The sequence below is a fragment of the uncultured Photobacterium sp. genome, from assembly GCF_947502415.1.
Lineage (GTDB): Bacteria > Pseudomonadota > Gammaproteobacteria > Enterobacterales > Vibrionaceae > Photobacterium.
On sequence record NZ_CANMZV010000023.1, the window covers coordinates 1 to 24,731 of the forward strand.

Sequence of the window (24,731 nt, forward strand, 5' to 3'; positions counted from 1 at the left end):
GCAACATGAGAACTAGAATATAAGAGCATGACAGAATCGGTTGGTATTTATCCCGTCATGCTCCCTCAGTAATGACAAGCATGGTGAATTGTGTGTGAATTGTGTGTGCATTGGTATCCTATTAACGTAGGAATACCGTCGAGTGAGTACCGTAGCTCCAATCGGTGTTGAACCTGGATACCAGCGGCTTCCCGTTCTCGATGGTGACGACTGCACTTCCTTTTGAAAAAAAACGAATCGTAACATCTAGCCCGAAGCGTTGCTTCAAGGCGGCCACAATATTGTTTGACGTTCCTGTCAGCCCATTGAAATTGGCTGCCAAGGTAGTATCGCTCGGCAGGTTTTCGACCAACTCTAGTGCCTGACTGATATCTCCACCCCGCTCTACCACCAGGCTTTCGATTACTTTCCCGGATTTAATGGCCATGAGTTGTACCTCTCCCTGGCCAACGCTTTGCCTGCCGTCAAACTGCAGTTTTGGCGTGCAATGGCTACTATCGTGATCGCCACAGGCAATTTGCACCAGCGGCCGTGAATCATCGGGACTGCGGAGCCGGCCGATGTGCAAGCTGAAGTCGGCAGTTCCGGCCATCGCCAGCGGCATCTCTACGGGCAATTGCGTACCTGATTTATTCAGCACCACGTTAACTGTTACTGTTTGTCCGGGCGCGACAGTGTGACCATCGAAGATCACTGGCGCATCGGCATCTTGTGCCAGGCTGAAGACCGCCTCTTGGATCCCTGCGACAGAAAAACCCTCGTCACTGACTAGGGGTGGCAGGGTGATGTAAGTCAGTAAGTTATCGGCCTGGGTCTTAAGGCTGGTTGTAGAAGGCAGGCTGGTAAGCTGCTGGCTTTGATTCACCGTAGTGTGAGGAGGCAGTACCTTTATCGTATACGGGCCAAACTGGTGGCTATAGCCTTTAGAAGAGCTGGTAAATTGCACCGTATGGTAGCCAATGTCGGTTGCTGTTGGCGTGCCGGTAAAATGGGTGCCATTGAATTTTAGCCAGCTGGGAAGCTCACGAACAGTGATAGCTGCCTTGTGAGCCTGCCCGCCAGGACGTACCGGTATAGAAACCGGGCTGCCGGCACGTACCGTGTCGGGCACTAACGGGGTAGCGCCGCTACTGTAGACATCGGCCGTTACCTCTCCTATCGAAGTCAGGTTGGAAGTATCGGTTACGGCATAGCTAAATGTCACCTCACCATCATGGTCAGGGCTCGGGAAAAATCTGAAGCTGCACGGGTGGACCAATTCAGCATAGCCAGTAGAGGGTTGAGCATTGACCTTACAGGTATGGGTGTCATTGCTGTTTTCGTCGGTGTAGGTGCCAGTGATGGTTGAGGAGAGCCCTTGGTAGGCTGTCAGGGTCTTGTTATCAGGTTTCGGTGGATAGAGCTGCTCGATGGAGTTGTAGGTGACCTGACCCTGGCTCCAGTTAAAGAAACCGAAGTTGCCGGAGGTAAAGGATTCTTCTACCTCAAATATCGTGGTGTTGTTGACGGATATTTTTACTTTGTTCGGCGTCAGCTCTAACTGGAAGGGATAGTCGATACCATGCGTCCAACCTTTGGTGTTGCTCGTGCTTGTATCTGCAGCAATGACTCGGGTGATATCCGAGCCTTGGTGTGCTCCCCAACCTCGGGTTCTGAGATCATCGAGTGTGCCATTGACTTCTAACAAGACAAAGCCAGGTAGGTTGTCACCACTGATCCCTTTTCGCCAGTCAAACAGGTAAAAGTGGTTGTCTGAATATCCAAAAATAAAACCGATGTAGTCATCATCCCCGGCGCCGGCATTAACTTCGATACTGCCGCGGAACACCCGGTAGTCATACACTTCATTAGACAGATACACTGTCGGATGGCCGTTTATTGATTGGTAGACGCTGCTTCCATCTGGGCTGACAGTCCATGTCCCACTGTCAGGCAGGCCTATTTGAGACCAGTTTCGCAGGTCTACCTTCTCGGCTGCAAAGGATCCACAGCTGAAAAGCAGCATAATTGTGGCAGCGATACGTTTCATCATTTTTCGGCAATTCCTCTCGGTACTTTAGTGCCGAGAGGAATTGCCGCCTCCATAAGTTGAGTTAAAGTTGTGGTACGAGCTGCAAGCCGTACTGTGTTTTTCTTAATATTGGCGCTTGCGTGTACCTTCTCGCCCATGATCGTCTCTAAGGCAAAGTAGCCCGTACTGCGCTTGCCTTTAACAAAGCCCTTACCTTGAGGCGTTAGCACAAAGTCGTGCTTTTTCAGGCCAAATAGCTTTCTAACTGGTATCTGCTTTTCTGAGCGAATTCCTTTGGTTTGCTGGTAATCACCGTTCGACACATGGCGCTTGTAAAACACGGTTGACGCTGGTTGAATAAGCTCACCGTCTTCGCAGCAGATTGCCAACGCATCGTAGTAATGTGTTTTTGGCAAAGCCAAAACTTGCTCACGCTTAAACTTGGTTTCGTAGCCAAAGGTTTCCTCAAAATCCCAGCACTGTTTCAGTCTTGATTTGATGATCCCAATCTCGGTGGCGTGTTTTGTTTTCGACTTCTTACCTTTCAGTTCAAACTTACCTGCATGGAGGTCGTTGTGGCAGTCTTCACACAGCGTTTTCAGATTGCTTGGCGTATCTGTACCACCTTGAGACCGAAAAACCTTGTGGTGTACATGCAGCTTGGTGCTGTGCTTCACTTTGCGACCACTTTGACACATGTAGCCGTCACGGTGTAGGACGTAGGCTTTAACGTTGTAGTAATCTTTCTGTGCGCCTTGCTGATAACCAACGCCCATCACGTCAGGGTTGGTGATTTTGTGTATATCAAAGCTGGCCGTTTCTACCTTCCAGTGCTCAACAGGTAATATGGATTCCACTTGGTGTTTCTCTCGCAGGTGTGAGTCCAGCTTGCTTCTTACTGACGGTGCTAATCTTCCGTCCTTACGTATTGCGGCGCGGTTTGCCCACCGTGGCTTGCGGTAACGACATTTGCGACCACGTCTTGCACGACGGTACATCGCCCGTTGCTGCATCTGCTTGGACACATCAGTTCGCAACTGTACCTCGCTTTGGTAAAGCACCTCGCCATTGACACTTTTAGCAGCACAGCCAATGTGCTTACTGCCCGTGTCCATGCCAGCAACAATGTGTTGTGTATAACCACTAGAGCCGTGTAATAGCTTAATTGTAAAGGGGACACGGCTGACTACTTTGGCCTTACCAGCGTTAAGAAGCTTACGTGCTTTGGCTGGCTGGCAGGGCATTAAGGGCTTGCCGTGCTTGGTAAGTACATACGCTAACATATAGCGTACCTCCTTCGAGTCGTGCGTATTGGACTGCTTGAGGCACAGCCTAAATCCGTCTTCCTCTCGACCGGATAACTTAGCTTCGCTATGTGGTTGACTGCGCATGACCCAATAGCGCTGTTTACAGAGCCACGAAAGAGCCTACCGCTGAGGCGGCACGGTAGGGTTTCTACATCTAAGTTATCGTTTACTAACATTTTCAATCCTCAGTTAGTGGTCTGGTCAACAAGAGCTTTTACAAGCTCGTTCCCTTTAGGGACGAGTAGTTGACTCTGACCTCGACGTTTATTTCCGGAATACACCAACTATAAGGACGTTCAAGGTTTACAGTGGTCATTAGTGAGGCGTTTTGGGCTGATTAATCAAATAACGAAGATCAATCAGCGAAGCGTCATTGATCTTTTAATGATCTTTCTTTGATACTTACTTTCTTTCTTCCTTTATAGGTGTGCCTTTTTTCTTTTATATCAGCAAATTATCCTCCATGTCCGTAGTAAATTGAGCAATAAAGTGTAGTTGAATGAGCAAAAATGCTTAGTTAGATGAGCAATAAAACGAAGTAATTTGAGTAATAAAATGAAGTGAATTGGGCAATATATGAAATTAAAAAATAGTCATTTGAGCAATATATGAAGGGTATTACGTAGTAAATTGAGCAATGGCAATACACTGGATCCGACTGAGAATCCGGCTCTTAGGTGAAGCAATGCGGGAAATCGAAGTAAAGTGGGCAATAATTGAAAATTTTGTTATTAAGGATTGTACTGATTTATATGCATACATTAACATAGGGCGTGGGTGGTGTATTTCAGCGTTAAATGGAGTTAACTAGAGTGGTGATTGTATGGCCAAGGAGATTTCCCTGAAGACCCTGCTCTCAAATGCAAAGTTCCATGCAGATCGTGAGCGTTTAGCAAACAAGCATCGAATTTCCAACGATATCCTTCACCATTTCCTGACCTTGCGGCCCAATGAGTGGCGAATGGTTGAGTTTATTACGCGTAAACTGGATCCCTACCCCAACGAGTTGCTCAATGATAGCTTCATCGAAGCTTTTGCCAGAGGTGAGAAAGCCATCCCGATTAAATACCTCACCGTCACTGTTAATGCCGCCGAATACATCAAGTCCCACAATCTTCACAAGCACCGCGGTTACCAGATCTTTACCCAAGATGCTAAAGCGCTCTATGAAGCGGAGATCGAGCAAGCGGTCAGTTTCTGCAATTATCTCAATTCCCTCACACTGACACGGATCGTTGAGTCGGCGACGTTCTATTCCTACGATAGAAAAAACGGGGTTCAGCGCCCTATTACGAGCAAAAAACGCATAAAGTCAAAAGGACAGAAGCATCTTGAGGAAGGGCAAATTTATTCAGCCAACCAGATTACCTTCCAGCTCACCCAAGGAGTGGCGGTTTATATGTTTTTCCTGCGGGAGTTTTTTACGACTTACTCTGCAGACATACTTAATACCCTTTCAACGATTGCGGCTCGGCTTTATCTGATGCTGAGAATGCATGCCGAGGCGAACGGCAAGGAGAAAGGGTGGCACTTACAGCTCGACTTGAATATGTGTAATACATTGTCGGGCACTAACTATAAAACGCTTAGCCAGTTTGTAAATAACTTCAAAGCTCCGGAAGAAATTAATCGGTTGACCGAGTATGAGTTGCAAATCACCAAGGATGAACAATCAAAAAACGGACGTAGTTACACCAAAGTTAACCTCTTTTTTGGCAAGAAATCAGACTGGCAGCAAATCGAACAGGGTATAAAAAAGTCTGGCCGTCCACGTCTGCCGCCCCGCCCCCGGGTTAAGGCAGGTAGCGCTGCTGAAGGTGACTGGGCCAGAAAGAGCGCGAAAATCCTGTTGGATTACCAGGCCCAGCGGCAGTGTGAGGGAAAGGAGCTGCCGAAGGCCGACCGAGAACGGCTTGCGAAATACGAGGCTATCTTGGGCACCCTGGAGGGTATTGCGGTGTCAGGTAAGCAAAGTTGCCAACATTATGATCATCTTAATGCGGGGTGACGGCGTTTGTTGGGTGCCATTTGCGTATTAACCTGTTTACAGGTGTCTTCTTAGCTCCCATACAAGTTGTCTGTCAATCCTGATGTAAGGTTAGGTATAACAGGATGTATACCCGATAGGCTCCAAGAAGGATGTGCCAATTATACAATTTTTCCAAGACCCAAATTTTGTTGTTATGGCTTTTGACTGCCCTTATTGCAATAACAACTCAACCGCCAGTGTGCATGAAGATGGTGCGGCATGTTGTGATGCATGCCTGTCACCGGTAGAGGCACCTATGTCGTACGATGATGCTAAAGCATTAAGTTAATAAAATATGATGTTGTATTACTCAATGCCTGTCAGCTGACTTTTATCGGATGCTCCGGAGCCATTGTTGCTAAGTAGCACTGACCGATACCAGCGTTATGATAGGTTGGTCTCTGTGTTTGTAATATCGTGCTCTTGGCTGAGTTTGCTGGCCAAGTTTAATGCTTCGTCACGCAATAAACCTGTTTTAGCAACAATTTCCTCAATTCCTTCATTGGTCATTATTCGCGAAATAGGCACCTGAAAGCCGCAAGATACAATTGGGTAACCTTGCTTATCCTCGCTCACTATGGGGCTCTGATCTAAACCAACATATTCAGGGTGAGGACATGGATACCAGACTTTATGAAACCAATTCTGGTCTACATTCTTGTATGGTGTGTATATCCCGATCTTGATAATTGAGTCTGCATCCTGGACAGACGTTGGTAGTGATAGCGCATCGGCCTGAACTCCCTTCATCGCTTCGCTGCTTACACCTGAATCTGAAATTACCCAAAACGATACTAAGTATTCACCTACACGTAGCTTGTTTACATCCTCAACTTTTTTGAAGGTGTAATATGTCGATAATCCGGGCAGCATATCCCATTGCCATGCTTCAAATGGGTTGCTAGTTAGTCGTCCGGGGCGGTTAAACTCACGAGGGAGCCAGAAGTAGAAGTCCAACCCCAACTCTTTAGCTGCTTGTTCTATGCTTGGCAGCAACCGCTGGTAATAACCGGCTAGAAGACGGTGAGCGGTTCTTATTTGAGTACAAAGCTCATCAGTTTGATTCAATTTCATGGTTAATTTTGCTCCAGGTTTGAAGAATTGACAGGTTGAGATGAGGCAGTTGATTGTCAAAAATAGCGCTTATCTCTGATGGCGAGCCACCCTGGGGTTGGTGTTCTTTGGCTGGCGGGAGTGACGTTAAGGTTAAACGTGGCAGGCTATGAGAAAGAATATCTGACCATTCGAAACCAGAAGTGTTCAGGCCATAGAGACTTAATGCCTTGAGAATATCTGCCAGGATTCGCCGGTCCCTTTGGCAGGTTAAAACCGTTTCATTTTTGTTTAGCTCATTAATATAGCTGACCGTATCACTCCAAGTGATCGTCCCGACACCATTTAGCCCAGCAAAACGTTCAAGAAGTGCAGTGCACCATGATTTACTGTTCCGCCTATCGATGTTTCCAATTGCGAGGAAGTAAAGGGATTTTTCCGGGCCGTCGTCATTTTCTTCAAATGCGGCAACTTCACGGTACCATTGATCATAGTACTGCGCCCCACCTGCTGGTGGTTTAATTTCGACAATCACTGTCGCAGAGGTAAACCTAAGCACTAGATCCGGCTCAACTCGCCTCTTGTTATCGGAATCTTCCAATTGGTAGCTTGGCCAAAAGTCTATGTCTTCAAATTCACCCAGATCTAAACTGGCATCATTGAACATCTGACACATCAGGTTTGCCTGAATTGATGGTGAGAGGTAAGAAAACCGGCCGAATACAGCCGCGGTGAGGAGGTCCTCCCGAGCTTTGAATAAGGTACGCCAGCTGACGGATTCATCGCTATTCGTCTCAATCCGGCCTGATTTACCATTTAAAATAGCGTGTAACATGTCGTCCCTAACCGACAGTCAAAGAAAGACTATATTATCATAAAATTAGTGACTTATGTTTCATAAGGTGAGCAAAATGACCTCAAGGTGGTGGGATAAACGATAAAAAACGCTGCCCGAGAGCAGCGTTCATACCTTTAGGCCAGGGCCTCGACAACGGCCTGTTTAATTTTGGCTTGCAGCGCTTCGTCCAGGCCTGCAAGGTTGATAACCGCGCTCTTGCTGTTTTTCTGTTTCCACTCAACCTTTTGCTTTGCAGTGCTGCCATTCCACAGCGTTTCAGGCTCAACCTTTTTGCTAATTGTGCGCTTTTTTGTGTTGAGCTGGTTGAAACAGCGGTTAAGCAGGTCAAAGCGCTCGGTGGCCGTGAGTTCATCCGGAGAGGTACTGCCGATATTCTCCAGGTACTTATCGTGAAGTTGTTGGGCCTCGACAGGGCTGTCCGCCAGCGAGTTATTCAATGTCACCATGCGGTTCATCAGTCGGCCACTGATCTCATTGTTGCCCATCACCGACCAGAAAACAGGATCTAAAGTGATCGCGTTAAGGTAACGTGACATCAACGCTGGATCCACGCCCTCGTCTTCAGCAAATTGTTTCTGAGTCAGATCAGGGTTCTCTTCTTTTAACTCATTTAGTTTACCAGCGAAATGGTGGCCCCAGTCTAAGTAACTGAACGCTTTTCGCTTATCTGACTGAAGGACGATAAACTCGGCATCCTTCGGCTCAATTTTGGTATCGCTGACATCGATACGGAACGGGGAATCGGCAATATCGGCACAGGTCATCCGGCGGGAACCATCAACCACATATACCAGACCGTCTTCACCCTGGTAACCGATGGCATTGGTGATCTGGTTGCCGTTGGCAATACCGTCATAGATGTCAGCCAGTTTCTCGCGGGTCAGTTCTTCAGGACGGCGGATATTGAGTGGATCAACCCGAACATGCTTTTGGATCTCTTCTCTACCTTTGTACGTGTGGAGCCTTAGCGAGATCTCTTGGCCTGATGGCAGTTTGATCTTGTTCGTTACCGGTTTAGCCTGCGGCTTGATACCTGATGCGCCTCGGTTGATACCACCGAAGCCGGTTGCTTTTTTATGTTTATTCATTAGTTAGCCCGTCCGGAAATTTTCTTGATGTTGGCCATGACTTCTTCGTAAACCGCCCTGGTTGATACCACTGCATTGTCGTAAGCAGACGCAGATGCATATTTGTTGTCGCGGGCTTCGGTTTTCTGGATATCAAAAATGCTGCGGTTAAGGTTGTCCGCGGCAAGGAATAACTCTGAGTGCTTGATGGAATTCGAGCACAGGTGTTCGACAAACGAACGGATAATCATGTTGGATGTCTGTTCGACCTGCGGGCTGTTAGAGTCCACGTTGACGCGCAAGCATTTGAACATCTTCAATTGGTCGCCACCGCTCGGCAGCTGGCGGATACGGTCCTTAATAAAGGTGATGAAGTTCTTCGTCGATAGGTAGTCCAGTTTGTGCGGTGTCACCGGCAGCAGCAGGAAGTCCGCTGCCTCAAGGGCTGACCAACAGATTGGGCTATCTTGAGGTGGCGTATCGATAAAGATAATGTCGTAATGCTCTTTTAAGATAGGCAGGATAAAGTTACGCAGCTCCTGCAGCAGTTCAGCCTTGCCATCTTCGTCAAGCTCGGCATAGATGTCGCTGAAAACTTCATCTTCCGGGAAGGCCGAGTACACGTCCAAATTAGGCAGGTGCGTGTTGAATGCCGCCCCCAGCACGACTTCCTCTTCTGACAGACCGTAGTTCTCGACATATTCGTTGAAGGACGGGGTGTATTTACGAAGCGCAATATCGGCAATTGTCAGGTAGATACCATCGTCATCTTTTGGCTGTGCCTGAAGACCGGCTGAACCCTGTGGGTCAAGATCAAGGATACATACCCGGGCATTGAGGTTCAGATCCAGTGCTGCGGCTGTCGCCAGTGATTTGGTTGTCGTGGACTTGCCTGTTCCGCCTTTGTGGTTCTGGACGGAGATGGCGCTGGATGTGAAGTCGTCACGGTATTTGCGGTGGCCAAGGTGGTCGAGGATCACTTGGACATCAAAGCGGTTATAAAGGGATGACTTACCTTGCTGGATAGGCTCGCCAATCACCTCTTCTTCTTCCAGTGCAGTTACGCGTTTGTTGAACGTCTTGGTAGACAGGTTGACGATTTCGCGGATCTTAGTCTTGTTCAATGAATGGTTGTAGAGCAGGCGGTCTACGCCTTCATCAAGCTCGCTGTCGGTTACATTGATGCGAGATTTTTCATTGATGATGTCTTTCAAACGGACATCTTCTTTCTGCATGCGTTCTGAGCAATCATCCAGTGCTAACAATACATCCATTTTTTTACCATCCACTCAACTAAAGAATATGTAATGCGATGATAATAATGGTGTTTCCACGTTAGAGCAATGATTTTTGCATTTTATTGTGGAATTTTATTGTTATTGATTGACTGTGAGGGATAACGTGGCACTTTTTTGTCGTTTTCTTATTTTTGTAAGATGTTGATTTTAAATCGTTGTTACCGCACAACGCCATTTTGTTTCGTTGCTAGGTCTTCATGGTGTGTGTAGGGTTGTAAATGGACAACAAGGATTAATGCCGTTATACAGTTGTCTGATTCTTCAAAGAAAGGGAGACTGTGCGTGGTTTGATACTTAGAATTGAGTGGCCAAGCAAAGTCAGCCACCCTATCTCTGGTTAGTTTAGATAGTCGGAAGCCTTAACCCGATAACGATCATCTGGTTTTACATTTTTTCGAATTTCAGCGATGACTTCTTTTAGTCCTAATTGGTGGGCTCGCCTTCGTATGGAAGTTCTATATACCCCATATGCCTTCGCGGTCTCTTCCATTTTGAATCCATGCAACCTAAGTGCTTCGAATAAACCCTCTTGAGTAAAGCTTGGTAGTTTGCGAGATTTGGCCTGCCTAATAACTTTGAGCGGTTTATCCTTTGGTGTGTTGCCATCGCAATATTGGTCAATAATGGCTTGTGCTTTAATGATCTTGTCATCGTTCCCTAGCATAATATGAGCAATAATGGACTTATGGCTAGACCAGGCCAGATCACTTAACGTCTCAAAGTCAGTATTTGCTATAACGTCCTGACTGAAACATTCCGTACCGCCACCTAATTTTTTCATGATGTCTGACTTATCGATACGGTAACGATTATACTCGGCAGAACTCATCAGATAGGCTTCCATTAATAAAGCGGTAATCGATGTCGTATCATATGTTTCAGGCTTGCCAACAATGACGAGTCTGTCTTCAGCGAGATTTTTTGGTGAATATCGAGCGAAAACGCCATTGGAAGTTACACCATATTTGAAAAAGGTATTACCGTTCTCTTCTTTTAAATGAATCTTATAAAACTCCCGGGGGGAATACAAAGCATCTAAATTACCGCGCAGAAGCAGTTGTTTTAAGTGATGGCGATCATAGCCGCAATACTTACAGCCAAATTTATGTTGAAGAATATTACCAATCCGTCCGTCAAAGGGATAATTGTGGAACCGGCAAAATAAATCCACTCGGCTATTGTTACCTTCGTCAACGTTTGGCAGTGAAAATTGCCACGGGCAATGTTGTAGTACTTCTGAAATGCGCTGATATTGTTCTTCGTAACTATAAGTCTGGTGTTCGATCTTGGCTTCTCTGCAGCACTCAGGACAAGGACCTCGACGATATCGATTTTGTCTTAAATAAAGTACTTTTTTCTTATCCGTAATCTTGTGCCGCTTGCAAGTGAATTGCATGAGATAATCATTTTGATATTTATCATCATCGCCGATATCTTCGAAGAAAAGATCAGGAAGGTGTCCATATTGATGTTGTAGAACTTGTTTTAGTTCGCGCCCAGTAATCCCTTTTCGCTTGCTGGCATTGACTGTTTCACATTGCTTGCAGCCCTTACCTTGTATGACCGATAAGATGGAAGTGGGCTTTTCCTCTCCACAAAGTCGGCAACGAACCATAACTTCGCTGGCTCTGTTTTTATACTCTCCAACAAAGCCTAAAAACTCACGGTTTGGATGAATATTTTCAGCAATTTCAGCTCGCACCTCGTCTTTTGAGGGGGAGTACTTTCCAGAGCATTTATTGCAGCCACAATCATGGAGTTTTCCAAGGTTACTGACCATTGGGGTGTACGGATTGCCAAATTTACTTGTATCACCATGAGTTGGGCAGTCAAAAACAACTGCACAATGACTTTTGGCTTTTCCTGGGACAGGTATGTAGCCGATAATTGTCAGTTCGACATTGTTGTCTTTCAGCATCTGGTTCTTGCTGTCGAAGTATTTTCGTTCTTTATCATCAAACTCAGAATAAGGCTTTATCTCATATTTCATTTTTGTGGTTGATGCCGTTCAGGTAGAGTTACTACTTAGTATACCAACTGTCAGTTTCTACTAGTTATATCTTCACTTCGTTGTTAAGACGAACTATGAGTCATCAGGTAACTTCCAAACTAAGTATTCCGGCATAGCCATTCTTGAACAGGGTGATGGTAATCTTGCTGGTAAAGTACCTTATATGTGTATGAGCTATTGCAGTTAGACCCATGACTTACCGAAATTTCTGGTGCACGGAAAGTCGAGGCAGTGATGGCCTTAATTGATACTATGGATCTCCATCAGGAAATCCGCCTCGCCAATCACCCCTTCTTCTGAGGGATATACGGGCAATTCCAGTTTCCCCTGTGTGGCATCGACATTGACAATCACTTCCTTGGTTTCTCCCTGTCTGATAGAGACGCCGGCTACGGCGATCCCAAAGGCGGCGTCAGACCGAACGGTGAAAAAAATTCGCTGATCGCCCGTGGCATAGCTGCCGTCGTCGGCACGGAGATTGTTTGAGCGGATCACGGTGTGCGGGGTGTTGTTATGGTCGCGCAGCAACGTGGAGACCGGCAGCGTGACTACCGAGTCTACGGTGAAGAGGTTGTTCGGCTCGTAGTCAAAGGTGTACCGGGCTGTTGTGGATTGGCCAAAGCTGTCGCGGGCGGTGACGGTCAGGGTATAACCCTCTCCTTTCTGACTTGGGAATATCCTTGGATATTCTAAGCCGAACTGCTCTCCCTGGTTGTTCCAAGCCAGCTCGACATCATCTGATGCCGGCCCCCCGGATAGGTTGATTGATGTAATGCTGGCTTCGCTATCGTCTGTGACGGACAACAAGATACTCTCCAGGCCTTTAACCAGCATCCCGGGAGTGAACGGGCCGCCGTTGACAGACATGCCAATGACCGGCGGGGTTTTGTCATTTAGGTAACGAAAGCTACTCGTGGTCGTCTGGGGACCGTGGTTTTCCTGGGCACGAACGGCCAGGTTGAAATCGCCTTCGTGGAGAGTGGTGAGATCCCAACTGTAGGTATAGTCTTTATGGTTGTTAGCCTGCAGTCCGCCACTGACATTCAGCCGCTCGCCGGTATCGGCATCAATAACCCAGGCATCCTTCAGCCGTAAGCGGTCAAAATAAGATCCCCTTCCCTCCTGGAAAATGTAGGCTGTCAGAATCTTGGTGCCATTATCGTAATTAGTCGTGACCTGCGGATAGTACTTGTCGTTGTAATCGACTTCGGCCCAGCGGGTTGAGGCGAGCAGGGAGCCGTCGCTGCTCCTTAGGGTTGCGCTCGCATGCAGGTAGCCGGTCTCCCCCTTGTTGAGCGTGATTGACCAGTTATATTCGCAGCGGGTTTGGCCGGCGGGGATGGTACAGGAACCACCGCTATGGGTGGCCACCTGATCATAACTGCGAGGCTCGACGTTGAAACGTACCTTGCTGATCGTCAGGGGCAAGGCATCGTTTTGCAGGATGTAGCGATAGAAACTCGACCAGCCTAAATCAGAATAAAGGTAGTCAACGCCGTTGAGTACTGGCGTTGCCGGTGCGTTGGGCGCCAAGACAAGGTTATAGCTAATGCCTGCCCCGCCCCACTGGTGCTGGTTACTCCAGCGAAAATAATTGCCATTATTATTGCCGAACGGAGAAGTCGTCGTCAGGTAGATGTATTGGCTGTCTTCCCCGGCCGTCGTGATTTGCCCAAGCCCGTTGACGAGGGTTAAGCCGGCAAAATTATACTTGCGGTAATTATTCTTTGGGAGTCGCCAGGCTAGCTTGACCGGATTGGTCTTTACCGTCATTCCCGGACGATATGGTAAAAAGTCGGCAAGACCCGGACCCAGAACATTTCCCGAACCGGGGTCGTATACCCCAAAGACCGCCGGTGCCCCGACATAATTGTCGTATCGGATTTTTTGCCGCGGGGTCAGTGTGAGGTTCCCGGCACTGTCACGGATTTCAAACTGCAGCTCAAACAGCTCATCAAGGTTGCTTGTCGGAAACAGGCCGCTTTGCCAACCCCGGCTGCCTTGGTGGTTTTGGGCATCATAGTCCGCTGGCTTTCTGGTGTGTTCCGTTCCGTCGCCGCGGTAAATGACTGCGTAAACAGAGTCAATTCCGCTGCTGTCGTCGATGCCAGACACGATAAACTCATTTCTTTCGGCGCCACCTGAGCCCAGGGACCATTCACTGCCTGAGGTTATCATCCCGTAGTGGCCATTGTAACGCGAACTCAGTAACCCGGCTGATGGTGGGATTGTATCAACCATAACTGTTTTGGACTGGGAGCCTACCACTGAACCAGTGCTGTCGATGATCTCTTGCCTGAAGGTATAACTGCCATCGGACTGGCGAGGTACGGTCAGCAGCTTGGCGTAGTATTCTTTGCCGGCCTGGTCAGCAATTCGGTCGTCGATGCCGATCATTGTGGATGCCTGGGTGAACACCTGATGGCCATCTTTGGTCACTGTGAGGCGCACTTTACGGTCAAGGCCGGCAGAGAGGAGCACCTCGATGTCAGAGGAATTGTTTATGTATGGCTGCGTGCTGCTTGCGACTTTGTCTAGGTTCTGAGTATCGGTAAAACGGTACTCGATAATATCGGCATAGGCGCCCGATGAGTATAAAAGTGACAGCAGTAATAGACTACCTAATCGCATGGCTACGAATTCCGTTGCAGTTTCTCTTACCGCAACTGTATAGCGTTTGAGAAAATAGCTACCCAATTAGCTGGGCTATTTTCCCTGCTTAATTTGCTCTCCTTTGTTTTTTACGCGCTGTAGCGGCTAACTTTGAGAATGGCTGGGCTGCACGCCATAAAAAGCCAGCAAGACAATGGAAGTTGGTCGCTTATCAGGCGGTCAAATAATGCTTCGTAAAATCGGTAATTTTCTCTAATTTCCTTATTTTTGTAAGTTATTGAATATAAAGCGTTGTTACCGCACAACGACTTTGGTTTTTTGGGGGTGTTCGGGTGGTGCGAGTACCAATGATGAGCCGGGTTATGGCATAGCCTGCCGTACTACTAGTCGTTGTTTTTGATGGTGACAGTGGTTGTCTCAGACGGCAGATTTAGCTTGTCTGGGTTTGAAAACTCTAACGAAAAGGTTTCATCGTTTTCGCGAATTGTATCGCCGAGAACCGTGACCTGTATGGTTTTTATGGTCTCACCTTCGTCAAACACCACGGTGCCTGCTTGTGCCTCGTAATCGACCTGTGTTGTCGATACGCCAGTAATGTCGATATTCCCCTCTGAGCCACCGGCATGAATGGTCTCCAGATTATTCCAAAGCGGATGGTCACCGTAGTTTTCTCTTAGGTAGCTAACACTGACGGGAGCCCTATTAACATTGCCATAGAAGCGGGCACCGAATTTTTCAGCGATACCGTTAACCGAATACTGAAAGCCATGATGGTCGGTGATTAACATGATGCCGCCGCCTTTTATGCTGTACTCGGCAAAATTGTCATTGGTCTGCTCCGTAAAACTGCTGGCGCCATAGCTGTAGTTAGAGCCCATTACAATCACGGCCGAAAATTGTTCGAGGAAATCCAGTGGTACAGTGGCGTTGCCGACACCACCAAAATCATTGGAGTCCCGGATGGTAAGCGTCGTCCCTGCCGTTGATGCCCATTGGGTAAAGAATGCCTTGAAGTCGCTGGGCCTTGTACCTTTGACGGTATAGTTCGTGCTGCCGACACTATCACCAAGCAGCAATACCCCACCTGCACGGTTCGGGTCTCGGATCCAGTTGTAGACATTAGTCAGGTAACCAAACTGCTGCTGTAGGTGGCTGGCGTTGTTCAGGTGAGCTGAGTAGAATTTAGGGAAGCCTCCGTCGAAAACCAGCCGTCCGCCAAGCGGGTTGCTCGCGGCTGAAATAAAGGGGTTTCCAAACGCATCGTAAGCGAGGTTTTTGGCTTCCCCTGCCCGGGACTGGGCCGAAACATCTCGGGTAATATAGTCCACGGAAACAGGATGTCCGGCATGGATATCGAGCGTGAGGGTGACTTCTGCTACCTGTGTACCACTGTTGCCTTCAGCCAGGCTGACACTGCCGGACTGTAAGGTCGGAATCATGTCTAATGTTGATGCTACCTGCGCTATCTGGACTGTGTAATCAAAGGTCCCTTGCTGCTGAACCTGCGGATGAAAAGGGATAACCAGCTTTCCGTCTGCTCCTGCCTCTACTTTAACGGCTACTTGCTGACCCGGTGCCAGCGCCTCTCCCTGTATATTGACGGAGAGGGTCGAGGTCGGCTTGGAGCTGATAATGACATTCTGCGGCCCGACCGCCAGGTTTCCCTGAACCGAATAGATAGGCTCGCTGGTGATCGCCGTGATCGGCTGACCCTGTCCGTCATAGATGATCTGGTTTAATGGCGGAAAGCTCTGGGCTGGTAACTGTTGAATGTCGGAAGTTATCGCCAGTGCATGCGAGGATAAAAGCACAACAGGTATGGCAACGGATCCAATCGACCTTTGCAGAAAGCGGAAATTTAATGGGTGCATGGCAAGACTCTCCAAAAATTTCTCTAACTTTATGCACCCTGAACCGTTGCGGGGCTAATTAGTGGAGCTAATCGGAATGATTAACCACGAATTTCTCCGGTTCCTGCATGTTCATCGTTAGTGCCCTGGGATTGATCCAGTTACGGTTACCGTCAAGGCCGAACACCATAGTGTTAGTCTTATCCCGGAACGACACTGACCAGAAGGTGCTCACCAGCCCGTCTTCGACATCGTGGGAGATCAGTGTGACCGTATTGAGCCCCAGGTGCTGCAAGGCAAAGTGCTCAAGATGTTCATACCCGCGGTCGGCTCCCGAGTAGGCTGATTCGACAAAGTGACGGCTTTGTTTGATAGCTAGTTGCACTTGCTGGAGTTCTTGCCAGCGCTGCCAGAGCACAACCGAGGTTGAGATCATTACGAGTAGGGCCAATCCTGTAATTAGCCCAGTCGTGACCGCCGAAACTTTCATCCTTTAATCCTCACCTAAGTTTTTCACCAGACGGATATACCGGTGCGAATTGGTGCCGTCGTCAAACTCCAATCCATCGCTGAAATTGATCATGCGGCCTTCGGTGCCGGTATTGACCTGACCGTCGTAACTCGATGTCCAGAACCAACCATTCGGGGTGGAGGGGAAGGCATCAAGGCGGATAGCCGGTTGGGCACAGCTGCGTTCGACCAGAGCGTCCAGCTCCATGATACTGGGAAGACGGTAGTTGCTGTTGTTGTCGTTGTTATACGATCTGACGGCAGTTAGTGCACCGGGCCAGTCGGCAAATTCTAGCGGCGACCCTTGGCAGTCATTGTCGGTGTAGGTCTGACCGAGAGAGCACGCTTGCCATACCAATCCGTTGACCGCATCGATTACAGTGCCGTCACTGTTAACGGCATACTGATTGTCGTGCGTTGAGCTGACCATTTGCTCATTGCAAACTTGGGCACCAGCTGAAAACGACAATGCAGCCAGCAGAATAAATCCTGATTTTCTCATAATTACTCCCCTGCCCTGGCACGGATCGCGTTAGGGCTGTTTTTGTTACATAGCTTGACTTCCCCGGTTCCTCCGTTGAGGCAGAAGGTGGCACCGGACGAAGTGGGTGACGGGGTTGCCGAGAGGTAGTTGGCTGTCGAGTCAGTGCGATCAAAAAAGGCCGGAGCGCCAATGTTCCGCCCACCCTGCTGGTAGATATGGATTGAACGCAGGTCGCCAATGTCGGGCAGCGACCAGTTACGGTAGCCGCAATAGCTGATAGCGTTCAGGTAGTCGGTGTAGGTCTCGGTCGCACATTCCCGGGCCTGGTTGTTGTACGGGTAGGTGCCGCCTGGCAGGCTGTCATGATCATGCGGGAAGGCGCAGTTGCTATCGATTGGTAACCTGGAATAGAGGCTCTCCCCCAGGGTGCCGTTGTTCCCGCCGTTGGTGTAGCTGTCGCGGTTGTACCAGTAATAGCGATAATTGGCGGCGTTGAAGTTCTGGTGCGAGTCCGTATACGGGTATGCTTCGGTGGCGGTGTTCAGGAAGTAGCTATTGAGATGCGTGCGCAAGTTGGTGCCGGTTAGGCTGCTGTCTGGCAACGTGGCACCCCCCTCCCCTTTTCGCTCCCAGGCGATGCCGGTGATATTGTCGCGGATACACTGCCAATCATTGCTGCCGGCGCTCAGCGCGTTGCCGGCACTGTCCAGTTTGGTATAGGAACGACCGGCATGGCCATCACTGTTGCTCGGAGTAGTGACATCTCGCCCGGTCTCGCCATCCTGGCCCAGCAGGTTAGGATGGGGGGTGGTATCAAATGTTCCGCCGGTATGGGAGAAATCGGTGATCCCGGAGTCATTGAGTGACAGGGTGCCGGGGATTATCAAACTGGCCTGGCGGTGTTTGCCCCATGTCCCGACCGATACGGTATCTAAGCTGAAGGTTACTGACTCGCCCCCCTCTGGGATATTGTCGTCGGTTACGGTGACCGTAAATGTTGCCTCGGCCTCGCCGGCCGGGATCACTACCTCGTTGTCGGCCGAGACGCTGAAGTCGCTGTAGTTGGCAATCCCTTCAGAAGACAGGCCGATACTGATGTCGGTGCTCGACGGAATAGAAGTGGTGACGGTAAGAACCTGGCTGGCGCCTTCCTGGACCACAAATGATGATGCTTCCGGGAACCCGATTTCCGGTTCGTCGTCGCTGTTCTCGATGGTCACATCAGTGCTGGGCAGGGTTGTAGCGTCAAGGTTGACCACGTCGGTGAGCGACAGGGTAAAGCTCTCATCGGTTTCAAACAGGCCGTCCTGGCTAATTACAAGTGAAATATACAGGTCACTGTCGCCTGCCTTGAAATTAATCGTTTCGCTCTCGGTAGAGACGTCACTGTCGGTGGTGCCTGTATGGCTGATGGCCACGGTGACCGAGCCGTCAAACGGGGCCTGCCCGTCGAACCGCACCCTTACTTTGGGCTCGCTGGCACTTTCCTTGACGGTTACCCGGCTTTCCATTGTCGGCACCGGAAGGGCGTGCTGCTCTTCGATGGTGACTGTCATGGTCGTGTTGTCTAGGGTGATATTCTGTCCGCTCCCAATGGTGACCACGATAGTTTCATCTTCCTCGACGAGCTGGTCGCCCATCACCACAATAGGAATACTGGCACTGCGGTCCCCGGCCTTGAAGGTGACCACGTCAGAAGCCAATTTGACATCCTCACTGGTGGCGGTCTCGGCCGAAATGCTGTAGCTGAACTGTCCGTCACTGACTGCTGCCTTGGTGAATTTTACGGGGATATCGATGGTCGTAGTCTCTGCAGGTTCGTCTATGCTTACCCGGGTCTCGAAACGGAGTTCAGGGGGAGTGGTGTCGCCGGCGTCACTTTCACCGCCCCCGCACCCGGCAAGGAGAACGGAGAGGAGGCTGGCGAGAAGGGTTTTGTTCATAGTCTGCAGTCCTTATTATTCGATAGGTGTGGATTCATCGGTATGGGCCAGCTGTTCGGTGAACGCCATGACTTCGTTGGACCAGACACCCAGATCACAACTGACATGGTCCAGGGCATACGAAGTGACGGCACCGGCATAGGGATGGGCGATGGCGTTGAGTGTCAGAACCATGCTGCCAGCCTCGCTGCTGGCCAAGGCATGTAGCGCCTTGTTAGCGGGAAGTCGGCAGGTTTGGCTGAACTGCACCTGTAAGCGGGTGGCGACAGCTCCGCAAGTAGGGCAAAGGCGTTCAATCTCCTTCATTACCGGATCACCTTGTGACGGCGTGACGGCATGGCTGGTGGCGCTGAGACTGGCCAGTGTTAGTGCTAAGAGCATGGTCTTTAACATGGCTTTTCTTCCTTTACGAATCGGTTTACTGACCGGGCCTGGGGCCCTTTGTTTGTCGTGACCAGCTCAAAACGCACCAACTCGCCCTGGTTCAGAACTTTAAAACCGGCCGCGTTGATGTCGTTGTAATGGACAAAAATATCTAAGCTGTTGGCGATCGACTCGGTGGCGAGATTGAATTCATTTACAAAGCCGATGCCTTTGTTACGGTCGAACCATTTGACGATACCGATCATGCGGCGGCCTCCTCTTCTTCGTCTTCGTTGTCCAGGTCATTCATATCAGTGGCGAAGTCGTTGGGGCGGCGTTGTTCCAGTACTTTGTCGATGGCATCATCGAGGCTGTACCCCTGCGAGGTGTAGTGCTTGAGATCGGCTTTATCACGGGGGTCAGTAGAGTAGAGCAACAGCATCGATGCCGGGGCATAGAAACGGACAATTTCTGCAACGTCGTCACCAGCCTGAAAATAGATTTCCGAATACAGGTTTTTTCGGGTACGAATGGATTTGAGCAGCTCGAAGTCTTGATCCGGTAAATCCAGCAACCGGTCTTTCTTGACCTGTTCAATGGTGTCTTTTTTCTGGTACAGATAACATCGGTAGACGCAGTTGGCGACAATGGACTTGCCGACTTGGGAGCCGTAAACATCAGACAACATCTGCGTGATGATCCAGGCTGATGCATTTACCTTACGGAATCGGCGGAAAGCGGCTTCCAGGAACGTGGCCACCGGGTTTTTCTGGCCTTTCACATCGTCACTGCCAGACAGGAACGACCAGCACTCATCGACGATGAATACCTTGCGTCGCTGTTCGGAAACATCTTTGTCCCCATCCTGCAGGAAGAAATGACGGTAGCAGATATTGATGATCTGCATTAGCGCGATGAGCTGGTTCTCCGGCTGGGACTTCAGTTCTTCGAGTTCACAGACAATAAACGGGTTGTCGAGCGACGGCGGGGCTTTCTTGGTGGTAAACAGGTGCCCGTGCATGCCATCTTCGGTATAAGGCTTCAGGGCGTAGCCGACATCTTTCAGGCGCTTGTCTTCATGTTTCATACACATCTGCTGGAAGATGGTTACGCTCGACTCGGTGCCGTGTTCATTCCACATCTCTTGCAGCACATCGGCCATCATTCGTGAGGTCACCACTTCCAGGTTACCGCTCGGATCAGCCATGATTTTGAGCATTTCCAGGATCATGCCCGATTGCGGGTCTTCAGACGAGTTGAAGTCCACGACCGACGGGAAAGGATTGAGCGAAAAGTCCATGTCCTTGCCAAAGGAGATAAACTCGCCGCCCAGCGCCTGGCACAGGTTGAAATAGCTGCGGCCGACGTCGATGATGAAAGCCATACCGCCATCACGCTTGGCACTGATGATGTCACTGGCCAGCGCAATCGCATCGGCTTTTTCCTTCTCGGTAAGAGACAGTTCATTCCAGATGGCCGGTGAGGGGATCAAGCCACTGCCGAGCACGCAGGTAACAATGTACTGCACCAGTACCGATTTACCTGAGCCGGACTCAGCGACCACCAGCCCATTCATCGACCCATCGGTTTCAAACGGGTTAAACCCGAACATGCCGAGGTTGCGGGTGACGAACGGGATCACCGGTTTGTGCGGGGCATTGCCTTGCGAGCTGGAAAATACCGGAGCCAAAAATGCTGCAACATCCGATGGAATTGTGTTGTAGCGATGCAGCGCCTTCATGGCCTCTTTTTCGGGACCGAACGGCAACGAGTGCAAGAAAAGTGGGGCGGTAAGGTACTTGTCACGTTCGAGCTCGAATCCTGCATTGGAAGCGGCAATTTGTTTGAACTTGGATACTTGCTTGTCGAGGTCGTTATCGTCATCGCCAAACACCATGAACTGCAGGTAGGCATTGACCAGGCGTGAGCGTTTCTGCTCTAGCTTCTCGAACGTCGTGTTGTAGTCCTTGCGCTGCCACGCTACCCGGTCAATCCAGTTGACGAATTTATTGCCTGACATGGCTGACATATAGGTACGCTTAGCCTTGATTTGGGCACGGGATGTTCTGTTGTCGGGAAAGTGGATATTGAGAACAATCATGAAATTGCCCCAGACCGTCTGTTGACCGAAACGCCAGTCATTGAAGACGTTGAGCATGTCGCCAAAACCAATTACCTTGGGGTAGATTTTGGGTGTGAGGAGGGCAATTTTTTGTTCATCAACGGCAATGCTCTCCTCGCTGAAATCTATCCCCCCACCAATTTCCTGTACTTGCTCGCGTGCCAGCATCGCGGCGTTATAACTTTCTCTGCCCTTGCGCCATGTCGATGATTGTTTGCGGTTAAGCATTTTTTCCACGACTTTTTTCCACTCCCACTCATCGAGCGAGGTAGTAAACAGTCCGACACTGTCTAGCGCTTCGGTCAGGTCGTCTCTCAGGTTGCAGTAACTTTTGAATTCATCTTTCGTCGGCTTGCCCTGATTGCCTTTGATCGGGATCTTCACGCAGAGGAAGCACTCAAAGTTTCGCGGCCGGCAATCGGTGCCACCCAGGCCGTATTGTGAGCCTTCGACGAAGTGGCGGATCAAGCCTTTTGAAATCGCGGTCAGGCGTTCATTGGCCATCCCAAACTGGCGGTCACCATGGAGCATCGCAAAATTCTGGTTGAAGGTGGTCAGGTCGTCATTGGCCCAGAACAGTACTTGGATAAAGGCATTCTCCGGCCACTCCTGTTTAAAGATGGCTTCGAGCTGCGATTGCATGTTTTCGGTCGTGCCACCCACGGTCTGAAGCCGGTACATGTTACCGATGTAGCTGTTGTCGAGTTCGAAATACTGGCCGCGGCGGTTAAACCCGATCACCGGCATCAACTTGCCGATGTTGTGGTGTTGGTACTGTTTAAAAAATCTGGCTAATCCCATGGTGCCTCCTATTTGCCATAGAAGGGAGATCCACCCTTCCCACTGCCGTTAAGCTGGTTGATTAGCTCAACGGCGTTTGCCCGGCCTTGGGTTTGTAGCTGGTTGTTGGTCGGCGCCGGACTTGCAGCACTTCCGTCTCGGTTATTGACACCAATTTCGCCGCTGTCATCAGGGTTGTAGTCCTGCTGGATAGACTCGCGCCGAAGCTTGAGGGAGGTGAACTGGGCATTGTCGATATGGGCATTGCGATCGATTACCCAGGTACGTGATTTGGCTTCGATGTAGGCATAGCCCGGGACCTTCAGGGTATCGGCATCCGTTGCATAGGGTCGGGCCAGGACGCGGACGATGGATGCTGGTTTGCGCATGGCCAGGGGCTCCGGTGGAGGCAACAGCTGCTGGTGGTAGGCTGATTCTTCAGTCCACTGAGGCACCGGTTCGCCCTGATAGCCAGTTTCCGATACTGCCGAAGGTTCCCCCTGGTTATTACTGGCCAACGAGACCTGCTCACCGTCGTTGTTGATGGTCACGACCCGACCGTCACCGGTTGCGGCGGCATACTCTTCGGCATTGTTGTAGGTGTTGGTTAGCTCGTACACTTCACGGCTTGAGGCACAGATAACCCCGGATTGGGCACCGGGGCAGGTGGCCTGCTCCTCGCCGACGACGGTGGCACAGCCTGATAAGCTGGCCATGGTACTGACCGCGAGCAGGCTAAGTAATGTCTTACCCTTCATTTTTTCTGCTTCCTTTGATAAAGATTTCCAGTGCGGTGTCGGAGCTGGGGAGCCCCATCATCCTGGCACCGTCGTTATTGATGAGGGCAGGTACGCCCATGCGGTCATTAATTAACATCTGAAGTGCTGCGATGTTGAGATTGATAGCTTTGGCGGCCGCCTGGCAGTTATCCCGGCTGGTGGGCGGGAAGCGGTGCTTGCTCCACTGTCCGGCCATCACTGCCTGCAGGGCTTTACCTGGGTCTGCGGCACAGTTGGCAAGGATGGTTTCACGGAATTCTCCTTCAGAGAGGATAGGGGCGACGACGACTTTAAACCGTTTGTCCCGGTGCTTGGTAACAAGGGTATCGATAAGTGTTTTGCAGCTGGCACACGATGGTGAGGCGAACAGAGTCCCACCGTATTGGCTCGCCATCGGGTTAAGTTCATAACCTGTCAGGTCGGTTTCTGGCTCGATACCGATTTCGTGCATCGTGGTCTGGTCTGCCCGTTTGAGTTCGGCGACAGAATTGATATTGGCTGCCTTGAGGGTTGAGAACAGGGTGGCATTTCGGATCACGAACTTGCCATCGCCAGTCGCCAGCATAAAGGTGCCATCTTCCAACTCAAGCATGATGAGCTTGTCGATATTCAGCTCATACCTGTCGGATACCTTGGGCATGTTGGAGAGCGGCGAGGGGGGATTGGCCATTACCGCTATTGGAAACATTAAACCGAATAACACTGACTTAAAACGCATATCGCCTCCTTGATAGTCCACAGTGTGGATGTTTCAAGGCGATCCAAACCCCATTAAGCAGGCGTTTTTGGTGAGTTAATAAGGAATTTGCTGTTTGGGTATTATTCGAATACGACAGCGCATGGCTGATTAATAGAGGGAGAGTCGGTGTCGAACATTCGTCAGGCTTGTGTATTCCTGATTAAAACATTTTAGCCAGAAACGCATCAAGAGGGCGTTTCTTGAAAGAAGAGTAGGGACGAGGCTATTTTCTGATGTCAATAAGAGTATGATACCAAGTAATACCAGCACCAAACTGTTAACCGAATGAACCACTCCCAGCTATTACTTGATGTTAGCACTAATGCTTTACTACACCTCGAATTTAAAAAACTGGATAAACCCCTGACCTTAGCTGAAAGGAATAACCACCTTGTTAAGTACCTTAAACGTGTAGCCAAAGCTAATCGATATAGGCCTGTTAAGAAGTCGGCCAGGCATTGGATATCGCTTGGACGCCAGTCAGACGCCGACCTGGAATCCATACTTGATACGGAGCTTGCTCACCTGCAGCAGACCTGCTCAACCGACTTGTTCCGTTTTGTCGGACTCATTGGGGAAATAGAATCGAAGCTGAGAACCAAAGCCCAATATTCGCGGGCCCACGATATCGACCTGTCTGCTCGATATGGCAAGGTATTGGTTTGTGTGGTTGATGAGGATTTAAAGTCGAGCTTTGATGATGATGGTTTGATGATCAAATCCACCCAGATACTTTTCATCGGAAGCTCTGAACACAAAGAGGTGTTTTCAGCAGTTATAGATCGAGCTACTCATTTTCAATCTGTTGTTGCATACGAAGACGACAATCACCTGAGGGTTGAGTTGTTCCGGTTGTAACTTGATTGATTAATTGTATCCCTTTTATCTTTTGAACAGAGCCCGCTCAATGCTG

Annotated in this window: 20 protein-coding genes; 3 read left to right on the forward strand and 17 right to left on the reverse strand. The window is 49.6% G+C overall.

Going from position 1 to position 24,731, the window contains the following annotated elements; genetic code table 11:
- Nucleotides 1-121: 121 nt before the first annotated feature.
- Both Q0852_RS19185 and iscB read right to left on the reverse strand, forming a co-directional pair.
- Entirely contained in the window at nt 122-2,032 is a 1,911-nt protein-coding gene (locus tag Q0852_RS19185; protein WP_299020918.1) for a putative Ig domain-containing protein, read from the reverse strand.
- Nucleotides 2,029-3,294, reverse strand: coding sequence for an RNA-guided endonuclease IscB (iscB, locus tag Q0852_RS19190; protein ID WP_299020921.1), 1,266 nt, complete (start codon nt 3,292-3,294; stop codon nt 2,029-2,031). The genes Q0852_RS19185 and iscB overlap by 4 nt, the downstream gene beginning before the upstream one ends.
- A gap of 847 nt (nt 3,295-4,141) precedes the next feature.
- Between iscB and Q0852_RS19195 the strand changes: the two genes are divergently transcribed.
- Together Q0852_RS19195 and Q0852_RS19200 are read left to right on the forward strand one after the other, a co-directional pair.
- Nucleotides 4,142-5,326 carry a hypothetical protein gene (locus tag Q0852_RS19195; RefSeq protein WP_299020922.1) on the forward strand — a complete coding sequence of 395 codons (1,185 nt, stop codon included), beginning with the start codon at nt 4,142-4,144 and terminating at the stop codon, nt 5,324-5,326.
- Between the two features lie 133 nt (nt 5,327-5,459).
- Entirely contained in the window at nt 5,460-5,636 is a 177-nt protein-coding gene (locus tag Q0852_RS19200) for a hypothetical protein (RefSeq protein ID WP_299020924.1), read from the forward strand.
- Between the two features lie 95 nt (nt 5,637-5,731).
- Here Q0852_RS19200 and Q0852_RS19205 read toward each other — a convergent pair whose 3' ends face one another.
- From Q0852_RS19205 to Q0852_RS19275, 15 genes are all read right to left on the reverse strand, one after another.
- On the reverse strand, nt 5,732-6,421 hold the full coding sequence (locus Q0852_RS19205; RefSeq protein ID WP_299020925.1) for a hypothetical protein: 690 nt from the start codon (nt 6,419-6,421) through the stop codon (nt 5,732-5,734).
- Nucleotides 6,402-7,235, reverse strand: coding sequence for a hypothetical protein (locus Q0852_RS19210; RefSeq protein WP_299020926.1), 834 nt, complete (start codon nt 7,233-7,235; stop codon nt 6,402-6,404). Before Q0852_RS19210 ends, Q0852_RS19205 begins: the two co-directional genes overlap by 20 nt.
- 137 nt (nt 7,236-7,372) lie before the next feature.
- Nucleotides 7,373-8,347 (reverse strand): hypothetical protein, encoded by a 975-nt coding sequence (locus Q0852_RS19215; RefSeq protein ID WP_299020928.1) that lies wholly within the window; start codon nt 8,345-8,347, stop codon nt 7,373-7,375.
- Nucleotides 8,347-9,600, reverse strand: a complete 1,254-nt coding sequence (locus Q0852_RS19220; RefSeq protein ID WP_299020929.1) for a ParA family protein — start codon at nt 9,598-9,600, stop codon at nt 8,347-8,349. Before Q0852_RS19220 ends, Q0852_RS19215 begins: the two co-directional genes overlap by 1 nt.
- A 361-nt stretch (nt 9,601-9,961) precedes the next feature.
- Nucleotides 9,962-11,614 carry a hypothetical protein gene (locus Q0852_RS19225; RefSeq protein ID WP_299020931.1) on the reverse strand — a complete coding sequence of 551 codons (1,653 nt, stop codon included), beginning with the start codon at nt 11,612-11,614 and terminating at the stop codon, nt 9,962-9,964.
- Between the two features lie 261 nt (nt 11,615-11,875).
- Entirely contained in the window at nt 11,876-14,266 is a 2,391-nt protein-coding gene (locus Q0852_RS19230; RefSeq protein ID WP_299020933.1) for an Ig-like domain-containing protein, read from the reverse strand.
- Between the two features lie 365 nt (nt 14,267-14,631).
- Nucleotides 14,632-16,119 carry a Calx-beta domain-containing protein gene (locus tag Q0852_RS19235; protein WP_299020936.1) on the reverse strand — a complete coding sequence of 496 codons (1,488 nt, stop codon included), beginning with the start codon at nt 16,117-16,119 and terminating at the stop codon, nt 14,632-14,634.
- Nucleotides 16,120-16,186: 67 nt separating this feature from the next.
- Entirely contained in the window at nt 16,187-16,588 is a 402-nt protein-coding gene (locus tag Q0852_RS19240) for a hypothetical protein (RefSeq protein ID WP_299020939.1), read from the reverse strand.
- Nucleotides 16,589-16,591: 3 nt separating this feature from the next.
- Complete coding sequence (locus Q0852_RS19245) at nt 16,592-17,110, reverse strand: DUF1566 domain-containing protein (RefSeq protein WP_299020942.1); 519 nt, start codon at nt 17,108-17,110, stop codon at nt 16,592-16,594.
- A gap of 2 nt (nt 17,111-17,112) precedes the next feature.
- Nucleotides 17,113-19,035, reverse strand: a complete 1,923-nt coding sequence (locus Q0852_RS19250; RefSeq protein ID WP_299020944.1) for a Calx-beta domain-containing protein — start codon at nt 19,033-19,035, stop codon at nt 17,113-17,115.
- 15 nt (nt 19,036-19,050) lie between these two features.
- On the reverse strand, nt 19,051-19,428 hold the full coding sequence (locus Q0852_RS19255; protein ID WP_299020946.1) for a hypothetical protein: 378 nt from the start codon (nt 19,426-19,428) through the stop codon (nt 19,051-19,053).
- Nucleotides 19,422-19,664: a cold shock domain-containing protein gene (locus tag Q0852_RS19260; protein WP_299020948.1), complete on the reverse strand. Its 243-nt coding sequence runs from the start codon at nt 19,662-19,664 to the stop codon at nt 19,422-19,424. Before Q0852_RS19260 ends, Q0852_RS19255 begins: the two co-directional genes overlap by 7 nt.
- Nucleotides 19,661-22,321: a TraC family protein gene (locus Q0852_RS19265; protein WP_299020950.1), complete on the reverse strand. Its 2,661-nt coding sequence runs from the start codon at nt 22,319-22,321 to the stop codon at nt 19,661-19,663. The genes Q0852_RS19260 and Q0852_RS19265 overlap by 4 nt, the downstream gene beginning before the upstream one ends.
- 8 nt (nt 22,322-22,329) lie before the next feature.
- Entirely contained in the window at nt 22,330-23,058 is a 729-nt protein-coding gene (locus tag Q0852_RS19270) for a TraV family lipoprotein (protein ID WP_299020952.1), read from the reverse strand.
- A complete protein-coding gene (locus Q0852_RS19275; protein ID WP_299020954.1) occupies nt 23,048-23,797 on the reverse strand; it encodes a hypothetical protein in 750 nt (249 codons plus the stop codon). Before Q0852_RS19275 ends, Q0852_RS19270 begins: the two co-directional genes overlap by 11 nt.
- Nucleotides 23,798-24,103: 306 nt before the next feature.
- Here Q0852_RS19275 and Q0852_RS19280 point away from each other — a divergent pair, with 306 nt between their 5' ends.
- Nucleotides 24,104-24,676 (forward strand): DUF2913 family protein, encoded by a 573-nt coding sequence (locus Q0852_RS19280; protein WP_299020956.1) that lies wholly within the window; start codon nt 24,104-24,106, stop codon nt 24,674-24,676.
- The last annotated feature ends 55 nt before the right edge of the window (nt 24,677-24,731 follow it).

Bases quoted from the DNA above. Each gene is read 5' to 3' on its own strand.
- Q0852_RS19185 (WP_299020918.1), bottom strand. From the start codon at position 2,032: ATGATGAAACGTATCGCTGCCACAATTATGCTGCTTTTCAGCTGTGGA.
- iscB (WP_299020921.1), bottom strand. From the start codon at position 3,294: ATGTTAGCGTATGTACTTACCAAGCACGGCAAGCCCTTAATGCCCTGC.
- Q0852_RS19195 (WP_299020922.1), top strand. From the start codon at position 4,142: ATGGCCAAGGAGATTTCCCTGAAGACCCTGCTCTCAAATGCAAAGTTC.
- Q0852_RS19205 (WP_299020925.1), bottom strand. From the start codon at position 6,421: ATGAAATTGAATCAAACTGATGAGCTTTGTACTCAAATAAGAACCGCT.
- Q0852_RS19210 (WP_299020926.1), bottom strand. From the start codon at position 7,235: ATGTTACACGCTATTTTAAATGGTAAATCAGGCCGGATTGAGACGAAT.
- Q0852_RS19215 (WP_299020928.1), bottom strand. From the start codon at position 8,347: ATGAATAAACATAAAAAAGCAACCGGCTTCGGTGGTATCAACCGAGGC.
- Q0852_RS19220 (WP_299020929.1), bottom strand. From the start codon at position 9,600: ATGGATGTATTGTTAGCACTGGATGATTGCTCAGAACGCATGCAGAAA.
- Q0852_RS19225 (WP_299020931.1), bottom strand. From the start codon at position 11,614: ATGAAATATGAGATAAAGCCTTATTCTGAGTTTGATGATAAAGAACGA.
- Q0852_RS19230 (WP_299020933.1), bottom strand. From the start codon at position 14,266: ATGCGATTAGGTAGTCTATTACTGCTGTCACTTTTATACTCATCGGGC.
- Q0852_RS19235 (WP_299020936.1), bottom strand. From the start codon at position 16,119: ATGCACCCATTAAATTTCCGCTTTCTGCAAAGGTCGATTGGATCCGTT.
- Q0852_RS19240 (WP_299020939.1), bottom strand. From the start codon at position 16,588: ATGAAAGTTTCGGCGGTCACGACTGGGCTAATTACAGGATTGGCCCTA.
- Q0852_RS19245 (WP_299020942.1), bottom strand. From the start codon at position 17,110: ATGAGAAAATCAGGATTTATTCTGCTGGCTGCATTGTCGTTTTCAGCT.
- Q0852_RS19250 (WP_299020944.1), bottom strand. From the start codon at position 19,035: ATGAACAAAACCCTTCTCGCCAGCCTCCTCTCCGTTCTCCTTGCCGGG.
- Q0852_RS19255 (WP_299020946.1), bottom strand. From the start codon at position 19,428: ATGTTAAAGACCATGCTCTTAGCACTAACACTGGCCAGTCTCAGCGCC.
- Q0852_RS19260 (WP_299020948.1), bottom strand. From the start codon at position 19,664: ATGATCGGTATCGTCAAATGGTTCGACCGTAACAAAGGCATCGGCTTT.
- Q0852_RS19265 (WP_299020950.1), bottom strand. From the start codon at position 22,321: ATGGGATTAGCCAGATTTTTTAAACAGTACCAACACCACAACATCGGC.
- Q0852_RS19270 (WP_299020952.1), bottom strand. From the start codon at position 23,058: ATGAAGGGTAAGACATTACTTAGCCTGCTCGCGGTCAGTACCATGGCC.
- Q0852_RS19275 (WP_299020954.1), bottom strand. From the start codon at position 23,797: ATGCGTTTTAAGTCAGTGTTATTCGGTTTAATGTTTCCAATAGCGGTA.
- Q0852_RS19280 (WP_299020956.1), top strand. From the start codon at position 24,104: ATGAACCACTCCCAGCTATTACTTGATGTTAGCACTAATGCTTTACTA.